General features: G+C 57.9%; 11 protein-coding genes and 3 pseudogenes. 3 read left to right on the top strand and 11 right to left on the bottom strand.

What is annotated here, in order from left to right; translation table 11 throughout:
* Together EXE47_RS17730 and EXE47_RS17725 are read left to right on the top strand one after the other, a co-directional pair.
* Nucleotides 1–166 (top strand): annotated as a pseudogene (locus tag EXE47_RS17730) (RNA-guided endonuclease TnpB family protein); the annotation flags it as partial.
* A 17-nt stretch (nucleotides 167–183) separates the two neighbouring features.
* Nucleotides 184–942, top strand: a pseudogene (locus tag EXE47_RS17725) (DUF790 family protein); the annotation flags it as partial.
* 7 nt (nucleotides 943–949) lie between these two features.
* On the opposite strand, the gene EXE47_RS17720 reads toward EXE47_RS17725, so the two are convergent.
* From EXE47_RS17720 to EXE47_RS19140, 6 genes and pseudogenes are all read right to left on the bottom strand, one after another.
* Entirely contained in the window at nucleotides 950–1,318 is a 369-nt protein-coding gene (locus EXE47_RS17720; protein WP_137708589.1) for a calcium-binding protein, read from the bottom strand.
* A complete protein-coding gene (locus tag EXE47_RS17715) occupies nucleotides 1,315–2,094 on the bottom strand; it encodes a hypothetical protein (RefSeq protein ID WP_137708588.1) in 780 nt (259 codons plus the stop codon). The genes EXE47_RS17720 and EXE47_RS17715 overlap by 4 nt, the downstream gene beginning before the upstream one ends.
* Before the next feature lie 6 nt (nucleotides 2,095–2,100).
* Nucleotides 2,101–2,733, bottom strand: coding sequence for a hypothetical protein (locus EXE47_RS17710; RefSeq protein ID WP_137708587.1), 633 nt, complete (start codon nucleotides 2,731–2,733; stop codon nucleotides 2,101–2,103).
* A 58-nt stretch (nucleotides 2,734–2,791) separates the two neighbouring features.
* Nucleotides 2,792–3,592 (bottom strand): SWIM zinc finger domain-containing protein, encoded by an 801-nt coding sequence (locus EXE47_RS17705; protein ID WP_094580612.1) that lies wholly within the window; start codon nucleotides 3,590–3,592, stop codon nucleotides 2,792–2,794.
* A gap of 247 nt (nucleotides 3,593–3,839) precedes the next feature.
* Nucleotides 3,840–5,018 (bottom strand): annotated as a pseudogene (locus tag EXE47_RS17700) (ISH3 family transposase); the annotation flags it as partial.
* A gap of 499 nt (nucleotides 5,019–5,517) precedes the next feature.
* Complete coding sequence (locus tag EXE47_RS19140; protein ID WP_137708586.1) at nucleotides 5,518–5,889, bottom strand: type IV pilin; 372 nt, start codon at nucleotides 5,887–5,889, stop codon at nucleotides 5,518–5,520.
* 251 nt (nucleotides 5,890–6,140) lie between these two features.
* On the opposite strand from EXE47_RS19140, the gene EXE47_RS17690 reads away from it, so the two are divergent.
* Nucleotides 6,141–6,908: a hypothetical protein gene (locus EXE47_RS17690; protein WP_094520455.1), complete on the top strand. Its 768-nt coding sequence runs from the start codon at nucleotides 6,141–6,143 to the stop codon at nucleotides 6,906–6,908.
* Between the two features lie 61 nt (nucleotides 6,909–6,969).
* Here the strand turns inward: EXE47_RS17690 and EXE47_RS17685 are convergent, their stop codons facing one another.
* Genes EXE47_RS17685 through EXE47_RS17665 form a run of 5 tightly spaced genes read right to left on the bottom strand, consistent with a single transcriptional unit; the run spans nucleotide 6,970 to nucleotide 11,227 of the window.
* Nucleotides 6,970–7,488 carry a metal-dependent hydrolase gene (locus tag EXE47_RS17685; RefSeq protein WP_137708585.1) on the bottom strand — a complete coding sequence of 173 codons (519 nt, stop codon included), beginning with the start codon at nucleotides 7,486–7,488 and terminating at the stop codon, nucleotides 6,970–6,972.
* Nucleotides 7,489–7,533: 45 nt separating this feature from the next.
* Nucleotides 7,534–8,760, bottom strand: coding sequence for an ABC transporter permease (locus tag EXE47_RS17680; RefSeq protein WP_137708584.1), 1,227 nt, complete (start codon nucleotides 8,758–8,760; stop codon nucleotides 7,534–7,536).
* A complete protein-coding gene (locus tag EXE47_RS17675; RefSeq protein ID WP_137708583.1) occupies nucleotides 8,760–9,977 on the bottom strand; it encodes an ABC transporter permease in 1,218 nt (405 codons plus the stop codon). The genes EXE47_RS17680 and EXE47_RS17675 overlap by 1 nt, the downstream gene beginning before the upstream one ends.
* A complete protein-coding gene (locus EXE47_RS17670; protein WP_308203505.1) occupies nucleotides 9,970–10,704 on the bottom strand; it encodes an ABC transporter ATP-binding protein in 735 nt (244 codons plus the stop codon). Before EXE47_RS17670 ends, EXE47_RS17675 begins: the two co-directional genes overlap by 8 nt.
* A complete protein-coding gene (locus EXE47_RS17665; RefSeq protein ID WP_099288874.1) occupies nucleotides 10,694–11,227 on the bottom strand; it encodes a metal-dependent hydrolase in 534 nt (177 codons plus the stop codon). The genes EXE47_RS17670 and EXE47_RS17665 overlap by 11 nt, the downstream gene beginning before the upstream one ends.
* Nucleotides 11,228–11,368: the final 141 nt, after the last annotated feature.

The raw sequence follows: 11,368 nt of genomic DNA, 5'->3' as shown, positions 1-11,368 counted from the left end.
GTGGAACATCCTTTCTCGTGGTCTTGAAGAAGTAGGAGTGGGATACTCCGAATCAACGCCTGTGGAGACTGCGCTCCCTGTGGATACGCCTGTATCTGCAAAGCGCGTCGTGGAAACAGGAAGCCCCGCCCTCAAGGAGCGAACGGCGTCAGCCGTGAGCGAGTAGGGTGGGGTAGTTCACCGCTGGCCCAAGCCGTCCTCTACGACGCTTCGAATATGCGGATTCGGGTCTGGGACCACTTCGGGACGGTGTTCAGCTACATGAAGCTATTCGGATTGATGCATCGGATCTATCCCATTGACGGCGACGGCAACCGCGTTTCGAGTACCGACCTTGCGGCGGGCTACGAGGCCGAACTTGACGGCCCAGCCTCACTGTTTCGGAAGTCACAGAAGTACGGCATTCGGATGGCGAACTTCCTCCCCGCGCTACCGCAGTGTGACCGCTGGGAGATGCGTACAGAGATTCTGGACGACGATACGACCAGCGGTCGCACCCGCCTCATACTCGACCACACCGACGGCCTCGTCTCACACTACAGCATGGGTCAGGAGTTCGATAGCGATATCGAACGCACACTCGCCCGGAAGTGGGAGCGAGCGACCACTGACTGGGAACTCACGCGTGAGGACGATGTCTTCGACCTCGGCGCGGAGGTGATGATTCCGGATTTTGCCATCGAACACCCCGATGGCAGACGGGCGATCATCGAGATTGTGGGATTCTGGACCCCAGAGTACCTAGAGTCGAAGCTGGCGAAGATTCGGCAGGTCGATGCCGACAATTTCGTGCTTGCGGTCTCAGAGCGACTGGATTGTGCCGACGAAGACTTCGGGGACACGGCGGAGCGGGTCCTGTGGTTCAAAAGCGGGATTCACGTCTACGACGTGGTCGAATTGGCCGAAGCGTACGCATCCCCCGTCAAAACAGAGCGCGACTGATCGGTGCTCAGCCCAATCGGCCGCCGTCGCCGTTCCAGTAGTGCCAGTCGTTAATCGCTTGTCTGGTATCGCTGTCCACGTCGAGTACTTCGAGCTGTGACAGTGGCACGCCAAACTCCCGGTCCCTCCACTCCACGAGGACGAACATCTCCTGGTTGCTGACTACTTCATCGGTCATTCCAACGACCGGTACCGCTTCGTCCGCTCGCAGCGGGGAGATTGTTCGTTCCTCGATACACCGCGCTTGGAAGGGGAAAGACATCTCACGTTCGAGGTGGTAGCACCAGCTAATAGCCATCTCGTGCGCATTATAGGCATCTGTGAGTACCTCTCTCCGAATCCGTTTGTTTCGCTCTTCATCCGTTTCCTCTGTCATTGCCGCTTTTCTCGGACAATCGCGGCCGTATCAGTCGATGTAATCACGTCATCACGCTCAAGAACTTCATCAACCTCCGCCGGCTCGTAGACCTCTTTGACGATACAGTAGTAGTACGACGGCGTGCCGAAATCATAGATCATGCTGAGTCTGTCGTCATCCCAGAGTGTCGCACGCTCGGCGACATCTGTAATCGTCATCTCACTTGCTCTGGTGTACGACCGGTCCCCTGCTTTCTCGTACTGGTGGTCGGGAATCACGTTGAGACTGGAATCCAAGAATTCGTCTTCGAGCCCGTACATCCGGAGATGGAAATCATCGAGCGTACTGAACCGACACACGAGTCTATCCAGTTCCGCCATCGTTGTTTCCGGTCCGACGACGATATCGTACCACTCGTCTCGTGCACGGCCTTTCTGCTTCCATCGGAGTCGATAGCCGACGGTTCCTATCCGCTCAGATATGTCGTCGCCAGCTTGATCCCGCTCGGTCCCGACTGCTTCCCGTGCGTTCGACCAACAATACGAGCAGATTTCGTCGGGCGCATCACCCTTGAAGCCATCTTTGTCGATATCGAGGTCGGCGAGAAACTCCGATACTGGGACGTGTTGCGGGCGCGGATGCCGGTTCCCGTGACTACACATCATCTCCCCAGGACCACCAATACCGAACGAGAAACGAGAGTTTCTCCCGCCTTGATCAGCATCCATATCGATGATATGTACTACTGTTCCGCTTCCGATCTCGATCACGAATTGGTCTGTTGGCTCGCTCATTGCTGATCACCGGTACTGGATGTAGATGCCATGGTCGCGATACAGGTCGTGGAACGTGACGAACCGCCGCCGGGACACCGCTTTCGCCTCGTTCGGGTCTACTCGACGGTCGTACTCTTCGAGCAGGTTGATCTTCTCCTCGCTGGGGAACGGAAACGAGACGCCAGAGGTCGTCGTAACCTCGCCATAGCGAACGGGTCTGAAAAACAGTACGACTCCCGGCTCTGCGGTTCGGCTGAGATTGATATCTAACAGCGTGCGTTCTTCTCCGTCGTTCAGCAAGCCGGTTACCGTCAGACGGGGTCCTGACTCGCTGACGGATTCGACCTCGAACAGCGAGGGGTCAGCGTCGATGGTGGACTCGAGAATGTCCCGTTCGGTTTCGTTCTCCCAGCGTTCCGCTTCGAGGTAGCGTTCCGCGGCGGTGGTCCCGTCTCGGCGGTAGTCGTACAGCGCGAACTCGAAGTGGGCCGGCATCTGGGATTCGAATTCGTAGGCCAGGTTCGGTCCGTCGAATTCGATGTCCAGTTCCGATGCGGTTTCTACGATCAACTCGCGGTCAGAGTACGCTTCGAGGATGTCGCTGTTCAGTTGTGTTCCGATCTCCCGATAGGTCTTGTAGTGGTCTCCGTCGCTCATTACGAGACAGTATTGCATGCCGGTATCAAGGCTTTTGGGTGTCGAGAGTTCGACGGCGTTACGATTCGTATCGATCCTCCAGATCGTCGAGTGCGCGCCAGAACTGCTCGTCGTTGATCCGGGGCTCCGTCGTCGCCCGCTTCTCCAGCACGCCAGCGTACGTGTCGAACTCCTTGGAAGTTGGATCGGTCGCTAAGATACAGTCGGCGTATCCGTTGAGTGCGGTCTGGATAGTCTTCGCGTAGTGGTTGTGAGCACCGTCGATCCAGTTGTACTTCTCGTCGATCTCTTCGAACACCGCTCGGTAGACGGTCGCAGCGGCCAGATACCGGTCGCGGTCACGGTACTGCTCGGCGATCTCGAAAAACCGGGAGAAGTCGATGGCTTCGAACACGACCGGGTCAGCATGTTGCTTGAACAGTTGCGCGATTTCCTCTCGATACTCCTCGACCGATGCGTGGTCGTCGCCAAAGCGTGCGAGAAACTGCTCGCGCAACTCAGGGTGTTCGGCGAGAGCGTCACGGACGAATCCACGCAGATCGTCGGCCGATACGTTGTCCAAAACTGATCCGACGCGACCGCTCTCGTCTTGTGGCGGACCGGCGGCGATGTCAAGTAGTACCGCGACGACGTGCTTACAGTCGCCGCGCTCCTCGTACGGACAGGTACACTGTGTGTCGATGCTCCGTGAGCCGAACTCGATCGTCACGTCGTACAACTTCGATCCACTGACGCTCGCAGTCACAAGATCGTCGAATCGATCCAGTTGCTGAATGCGTCCCTCGTCACGGTAGTTCACCCCGCGCTCGAACACCGCATCGGTGCTTCGATTCCGGACGGTATCTCGGTCGACATTCATATGCCGTCTTCCGACGCGGTCGTAGCATTTGATTCTGGTGCCGAATCGGTAGTCTCAGTTGATCACATCGACAGCCGCGTAATCTCGTCTGATGGCGATGAATCAGATTGAACTGACCATGGAGCGGCTTCGAAACGCCGGTGGGCCTGACCTTCGAGATGGACCGTCGCTGTCAGCGGCAGACTGCCGCCGACGCAACAGTGTTGTCACTCACGACCGCTGTCCAAATCGGTGGACAGCTACCAGAAAACCGGTCGTCGAGTGGCTGGTTCGCTGGAACGGACCTTCGTGCACCAAGCGCTGTCCAAGCGGCCCGCAACACCATCTCACAGAACCCAGTGAACGACCACTGCCAGAGGCGACGCCCCGCCGAGGGGGGCGCCGCCACGTACCGCCAGTGTAGATACCGCCAGCTATTCTGTAGCACCAGGCTCACGACAAACATCACAGCCGTAGCCCAGCGTCCTGAGAACTGGTGAACGCGAGGCTTTGTTTGGCTAATCGGTAGCTCGACTCGATGCCGAATCGCTTCCTGTAGTGCTCTCGCGCCGCAGAACTCCGGGAGGAGTTCGAGCCCGCAGCTCGCCGAAGCGCTTGCTGTAGTGCTCTCGCGCATCCCGCGGCGTGTGGACAAACAGCGCGTCAGCGGCGTAGCCGTGACGCGCCACCCCATGTTCGTCGTACCGTCCCTGTTGATAGACACAGTCGATGAACACAGGGAACGTTACCTTGCCGGCGAGTTCGTGTTCGATCTCGCGGCTCCAGCCGCTCCTGAGTTCGTCTTGGATCGTTTCGCCTCACTTGACGATCGGCATCACGTAGGCGTAGTCGTGCGCAGACAGCAGTCCGAGACAGGTGCTGTTGTAGAATCCGCGATCGAGGTAGACGGCCTTGACGCTGAGGTCAAGACCATCGAGGAGCTCGAGAAACTCACCAAGGACATCGCTGGTGGTGTCGCCAGCGTGTACTACTTGTTGCGTACCCGCGCGTACAGCGTCGCATAGGCGTGAAACGTCGTGGGTCCCCGTTTCGCCTGTGAGAAGTACAGCGCTTCCGTTTCATCTTCATCGCCGTAGTAGGGGGCAAGGTGGAGGTCTACACAGACCTCCACCGGTCGATCTGGAAGCGTCTCAAGCGTATCTCGTTGTAGTAGCGTGTCCCCAACCGCCTCAACAGAATCAAGTTCGAACTGCTCGGTGAGATGTCCTCGGACGGTGTTGGCGTGTGGCGAGTTCTCGGTCGTTTCGCAGACATGATTGATCGAGGTCCCGCCGGTGCTGGCGCCGGCGAGGACCTCGTACAACGACTCTGTCGTGATCTTGACGTTCTCGTCGAGATCTATCGCAAGCTCTTCGTTGAGGCTGTTGACGACAAAATTAAGAAGGTGTTCTTCGTCTATCTCGTTGTCTGCTTCGGTAGGTTCCACACTCTTCCAAGCAGACACTTTCACTCAAAACCCGATATGACCGACTGAAGCTTCGTTTTACAGGGCTTTGGAGCTTGTAGACACTGTCTCCAAACCCTGCTGCTCATTCGTTTTTAGTTAAGCCCAGTAGTAATATTATACTACCAGATTATGCGCTAAGGTGTTTGAAGAGATGAATCTCACGAGCCAACTGGTATTGCCGTCGAAATCAAACAATAAAGATCTGCTTCAGACCCAGATCTCGAACCGTAGCCGGTGTGATCGTCCGGAATTCAGCCCGAGAACACCGTTATTAAATATTACTGTGAGTGTTAAATAAAGACGAGTGCCCTGCTGCTTCGCACGTGGGGCTTTCTATGACAGGCCCTGCTGTGTATCCATGAAAAGCAGCCTCTATAGTGGTATTACCGCTGTTATTAGCATACAGCACTGCGAATTGAGAGCAGGGAGAGGCAGTATATTAAAAAAAGCGTGTGTGCTTGTTACTGTTGTTTGGTGTTTATGGCTCGTACGTCCGAAGGACTGTCTTTTCGCCACCTATGTCCCCAATTATTTGGACACTGGAATTATTGTGTTTCACTGTTACAGTCTCGCCTACCCCTTCTAAACTTGACGTCCCGGTACTGTCAGTCGCGTTGACAATAACGCGATCCACATTTCCTTGACTAACTAGTGTTACCGTAACATAGGAGCTGTTAGGTTCATCAATTGAGACTCCAGCATTTGCGTTCTGGCCCAACTGGTCACCGAGTCCGAGCACGAACGTCCCGATCACAGCCGCTAAAATTACAGTTATGGCGACCATGAGTATAACCCCTATAACAGGGCTGACGGCCCGTTCACTGTCTTGGAATGTTTTTTTAATGTTCATGATGTCGTTGTATCGCCAACGGAACAGGTACGAAGGTTAACGACACTCGGGTACAGAATACTAGGTGCCTTGTGAGGCCCTATATCGTGTAGACCCGAAGTGGTAGGATGGCCTTCCATCCTGCCGTTTCCTTCAGTTTGTCCGCTGGTATGCTCTAATGTACGCAAAGCACAGTTATAACTACTCTGATCAGGATATCAAATGTGAAAACGACTCACAAGATGTATCGCACAGGGTGTCAATATATAAGTATGGAACCGACGGCGCGCTCAATCGCGCGGACCTACTCCGATCGCGTCTACCCTGACCCGTGGCAAAAGGTCGAGGACTACCAGCGCGTGCAGGCGTACGCCGCCGAGCACCCAAACGCTGGTCGGACAGCGGTGGGAACCGCACTCGAGCTACCGGCGGGGAGGGTTCGGCCGTGGCTCAACGGTGGCCGGCCCGACCCGGTGCGCGGGATCGAGACGGCCAGTGCGAACGGCTGGCTCGATCCCGAATGCGACATGGCAGGTGCTCTTGTTAAGCTGCTCGCGCACGTCCTCGCGGGCGGGAGTATCAACGAAACGTTCGTCCCTGCAATCACGATCGGGCGCCGGGTTGATCGCGAGGCGATCGAGGCAGCATTCGCGGCGGTCGGCGTCGACACACACTGTCGCCATGCGAACAGCGACGGACGCGCGACCGAACTGTACCCAGCAACGGACGCCTCGGTGCTCGGGCGGTGTCTCGTCGCCATGGGCGCCCCACAGGGCGCAAAGACCGCCCTTGATGCCGTCCCGGCGGTCGTCTGGGAGAGTCCCGAGTCGATCCGGCGTCGGTTTGTCGAGGTGTACGTCGCGCACCGTGGCCTACACTTTGAGACGAAGGCAACGACACGCATCCAAGAGGAGCGCCCGAAGTCATATATCGTCGATCTTCACAAACTTATCAGCGAATCCGTCTCCAGTCATGTCTCATACGGAGAGCGAGGGATCACTATTTCGGCGAACGCCGCTCGTGAACTCGGGTTCGCTTGAACAACATCTCTGATGAAGAGAGACTGTCACACGCTCCGTCTCTGACGGTGAGGAGCCGGCGCTACGCGCGGGCTGTGCTGCGGATCTGGTGTCTGACGTCCTGTGCGACCACGACCAGCGTCACCACGAGTATGACCGCGGAGAAGGCGGTCCAGAGCCGGACGTTGATCCCGTTAACGCCCGCCCAGAACGGCACGGTGGGGCGCGGCCGCGCCGCGACAAACGGCCACAGCAGGTCTGGCGGCACCTGTCCCGCGAGCAGGCTCCGGTACGTGTCACCGACCATATGTGACAGGTACGCGGCGGCGAACGCGCCGGCGACGCGCGGCCGCTCGGTGTAGTGCCCGTACGCAAGCACACCGGCCGCGATTGGGAGCGCGAACGGCAACGAGTGTACGAAGACCCGGCCGCTTGGCAGCACCCCGAACTGGTGTGCGAGCGGCTTGTCCACGAAATCCGGAAACTGACTGCCGACCGCGGTCACAAACACCACTCCACGTGTCGGTAGGTGTCGATCACGAACGGCGACGTACGCTATCACCGGTAGGAGGGCGACGAGTAAGTGTCCGTGGGGGAACACGCCTATTGGTTCTAACCCCGGGCAGAAGAACGTTCTTGCCGCAATTTATTGTAGACCTTCTTCTGGAGACAACAACGCGATCTGCCAGCCGGCCAAGACCGACCCAGCCAGACTCATCGGGACAGCGATCGCGAGCCCGGCACCGAGCAACCACTGTGGGGTTCGGACCACGTTCTCAAAGCCGACGAGAGCAGCAGCGGTAAGATTGAGGAGTTCAACGAGCGGCAGGGTGGCGACCACCCCGACGACCCCTCCAAGGACACCAAGCACCAACGCCTGTGTAAGCACTACCCCGACAAGCGTTGAGGTCCGTGAGCCAAGCGCTTTGAGTGCTGCCAGCTCCCGTCGTTGTTGATACACCACCGACACCATGAGATTTGCCGTGAGCGCGAGTCCCGCAAGAACACCAAGCACGACGAGGCTCCCGCCGCTCGCGAGCAAGACGGCCTGCCGTTCGAGTGTGGCTTCCAACTGCTCGCTATTCGTCCGAACCGTATATTCGGGATACTCGGCTTCAATCGCGCTCGCAACGGTACTTGGAGAGGCACCTGCGTTGAGACTCACCGTAATGAGTGACGCCCGATCAGTTGCGGTAGTCCCTGTGACCGCTTGGAGCTCACTCAGGTGAAGCGTTACGGACGGCGTTCCAAGAAACCGTGAGAAGGTTGGTGAAACACCGACAATCTCAAACTGGTTAGCTCGGGCTGACGAGAGCGTCCCGCCGACATAGATGGAGTCTCCAACACCGACATCAAGCAGTTCGGCCGTCCGCGGATCAATAATGATTTCGTGAGTCATCGGGCCAGCGTAGGTCCCGTTCGCATAGTGGACGTCACCCTGTTGGAACTGTGTCCCGTTTGTGATCTCCACGGCAGGTCCAACGCCGGACCCAACCCCAACGATCGTCTCCCATTCGTCCCCACTCGTGCTCACATAGACGGTTTGATACGCCATCGGCACCGCCGCTGTCACGTCTTCACGCGAATCGATTGCGGCCGCAACCGAATGCGCATCGACGACCGTGTTCTCAAAGCCCCCGACAGTTCCCGGCGCAAGCTGGACAGGGCCGCCAGTAACCCATAGGTCACGGCCAGACGCATCGAACTGTTCTTGCCCCGTCTCGACGACGCCAAGCCCCACTCCGGCAAGTAGCGTAACCGACAACACCGCTAACGCGATCCCGATAATCGCCAACAGCGTCCGGGTGCGGTGCTGCCGCAACTGTGTCAGCCCAATGCCGGTGACCGCTCGCAAGCGGGACACCCCACGCATTAGCTAAGCACCTCGAGCTGGTCGGTTCGTGCCGCGATCCAGGCGGGATACGGCGTCGCCAACACACCAATTGCGAAGGCGACACCGGGGCCGTAGGCGAGCAGGGCGGGGTGAAACGCCGCGATCTGGCTAACGGAGCCAAAGATGGTTGCGCCGACGTTCAATACTTGGAGGCCAGCCACCCCACCCAGAGTGCCGACGAACCCGCCGAGCCCGGCGATGGTGAGTGTCTGCGCGAACACGATGACCATCTGTGAGGACGTCGATATGCCAAGCGCCCCTTGAACGGCAATCATTTCCCGGGCAGCAATTGTCTCTAACCCAACGAGTGTTGCAACGAATAGCGTACCGATTGCGACGGTTGCGATGAGGGCAGCGACGGCGACAGCAACCGGCAGGCTTGATGTAGAAAGGTCTTCTCCACCCAGCCCCGCCCGCGTCAACACCTGTGTTTCCGGATATGCCGCCGCTAGTGTGGATTCGACGGTTGGATCGTTTGTACTGACGAGGATCTGGTCGGCTGAATCCTGGCGTGCGGTGTTTGTCAGTGTCTGAAGCTCACTCGCATGGACCACAATCAGCGGGACGGGGCCTACGCCACCAGAGAGATCGCCGTCGGCAATGGCAGTCGTTGTGAATGTCTGATTCTGCCCTGCTCGGGCCGGACGGATGGGATCACCCCGCTCAAGCCCCACAATTTCGGCGGCGGCACCACTCACGATCGCTTCGCCCGTCCAGGGACCAGTATACTCCCCATCAGCGTAATGTGGATCGCCCGGCGTAAGCTGGTTGGTTGGCAGCCCTAACAGGCGCTCGCCACTCTCCGGTGGAATCACGCCCGCCGCAAAGACGTATTCGGGTGTCGTGTCCGTGTCAATCTGAAGAATTTGAAGTTCAACTGGCGTGGCAAAGGTCACTCGCTCATCAGCTTGGAGCCGTGCTGTGGTCTCATGAACAGCACCAAGCTGGGGGCCTTCCACGGAGACGGCGACGCTGCTGACCGATCCACCGTCGGGAACGATCCAATAATCCACATCATCACCCTGAATCGTCGATCCACCAGCCAAATTGACCGCGACGCCAGTCACGCTGATCATCAACGCCACAGCGAGCGCCACGCCACACACGCTCAACAGGAGCCGCCGACTCTCACCAGTCCGTAGTCGGCCAACGGTCTGGGTGACACCAACCCCGAAGTGACTACTTCGTTTACCCATCAGTGAGCCTCCCGTCACGGAGCCGGAGTACACGGTCCATCCGATCGATCGCCATCGGGTCATGTGACGCGACAACGACAGCATGATCGGCAGCCACGTCCGCGAGCAAATCTAAGACTGCCTCGCTGGCCGTCGAATCGAGCTCACCGGTTGGCTCGTCAGCGATCACGAGATCTGGGTCCCCGCCAAGAGCCCGCGCGACAGCAACCCGCTGTTGTTCACCACCGCTGAGTGCTGCTGGGCGATGTGAGAGTCGATCGCCTAGTCCAACGTCTTCGAGTAGTGACTGTGCTCGGCGTCGCCGCTCTCGTTTCCCACTGCCTTGTTCGATCATTGGCAGCGCAACGTTTTGAAGCGCTGTCAACGACGGGAGGAGGTGGAACCGTTGGAACACAATTCCGACGTGATCGCGCCTGATGGCGGTGCGTCCACGTTCGCCCATCGAACTGGTGTTCATACCAGTAATCGCGACGTTGCCAGTGTCGGGTGTCTCGAGCGCAGCCAGTAGATGAAGCAATGTGGATTTTCCGCTTCCACTAGGGCCCGCGAGGCCGACTAACTCACCCCGTTGGACCGCCATCGACACGGCATCTACAGCCGTGACTGACGTCCCAGATTGTCGTGAGAAAAGGCCTCCAGTACTGCCGCGTGTGTACGTTCGAACAACCTCCGTACACTGGACAACGGGTGAGTCGCTCATCGAACTCATCTGTAATTCACCGGACATACTCTGCGTACAAGTCCTTTACTCCAGGTAGTCCATCATACACCCACACCACGAGACCCACAACCGTGAGGACACCCCCAAACACCACCATCGGTGTCGCTTCAAGAGTGAGAAAGAATTCGATGAAACTCCGGGATTCACCTTCCGGCACGGAAGTCAGAGGCCAGAGCCAGTACCCGAGTCCGGTATACTCCTGTGTAAGCACTGGATAGATGCCATCTCCAACCAGATGGGAGACGTAGCCAATCGCGAACGCACTGACGAGTGTACGCTGATCGGAGTACTGAGTGAGCCTCCGCAGAACGAGTACGACCACTGAGAACGTCACTAATGAGTGAGACAGACTCCGTCCATAGGGGAGCAGTGGGATCGTCCACGTCAGCGGTTTATCAATCAGATCGGGAAACTGTGTTCCAAGTCCAAGTGCGAAGACGGCCAAGCCGATCGGCGGATGCCCGATCTGCCAGCGAGCATACACCGAGTAGATGAGGTAGCCGAACGCAGCATGTCCCCACGGTAGCATCTACTCTAAGATAAGTACGTGTTTAGCCCGAACTGATTTCGCTGCTATCTCATAGAAGGCGCACAACTTAGCCTGTATGAACTGGCAGCAGAGGTTCGCGATGATTCTCAGGGATGGGCTCCGTCGTGGAGCCCATCCCGT

The sequence above is a fragment of the Halorubrum sp. GN12_10-3_MGM genome, from assembly GCF_005435235.1.
In the GTDB taxonomy this organism is placed as follows: domain Archaea; phylum Halobacteriota; class Halobacteria; order Halobacteriales; family Haloferacaceae; genus Halorubrum; species Halorubrum ezzemoulense.
Note: the sequence above shows the minus strand (reverse complement) of the source record. Positions and strands in the feature narration are given on the sequence as shown.

Excerpts from the sequence above, each read along its gene's own strand:
- EXE47_RS17665 (WP_099288874.1), bottom strand. The coding sequence starts at position 11,227 with ATGCTACCGTGGGGACATGCTGCGTTCGGCTACCTCATCTACTCGGTG.
- EXE47_RS19140 (WP_137708586.1), bottom strand. The coding sequence starts at position 5,889 with ATGAACATTAAAAAAACATTCCAAGACAGTGAACGGGCCGTCAGCCCT.
- EXE47_RS17705 (WP_094580612.1), bottom strand. The coding sequence starts at position 3,592 with ATGAATGTCGACCGAGATACCGTCCGGAATCGAAGCACCGATGCGGTG.
- EXE47_RS17690 (WP_094520455.1), top strand. The coding sequence starts at position 6,141 with ATGGAACCGACGGCGCGCTCAATCGCGCGGACCTACTCCGATCGCGTC.
- EXE47_RS17670 (WP_308203505.1), bottom strand. The coding sequence starts at position 10,704 with ATGTCCGGTGAATTACAGATGAGTTCGATGAGCGACTCACCCGTTGTC.
- EXE47_RS17675 (WP_137708583.1), bottom strand. The coding sequence starts at position 9,977 with ATGGGTAAACGAAGTAGTCACTTCGGGGTTGGTGTCACCCAGACCGTT.
- EXE47_RS17720 (WP_137708589.1), bottom strand. The coding sequence starts at position 1,318 with ATGACAGAGGAAACGGATGAAGAGCGAAACAAACGGATTCGGAGAGAG.
- EXE47_RS17715 (WP_137708588.1), bottom strand. The coding sequence starts at position 2,094 with ATGAGCGAGCCAACAGACCAATTCGTGATCGAGATCGGAAGCGGAACA.
- EXE47_RS17680 (WP_137708584.1), bottom strand. The coding sequence starts at position 8,760 with ATGCGTGGGGTGTCCCGCTTGCGAGCGGTCACCGGCATTGGGCTGACA.
- EXE47_RS17710 (WP_137708587.1), bottom strand. The coding sequence starts at position 2,733 with ATGAGCGACGGAGACCACTACAAGACCTATCGGGAGATCGGAACACAA.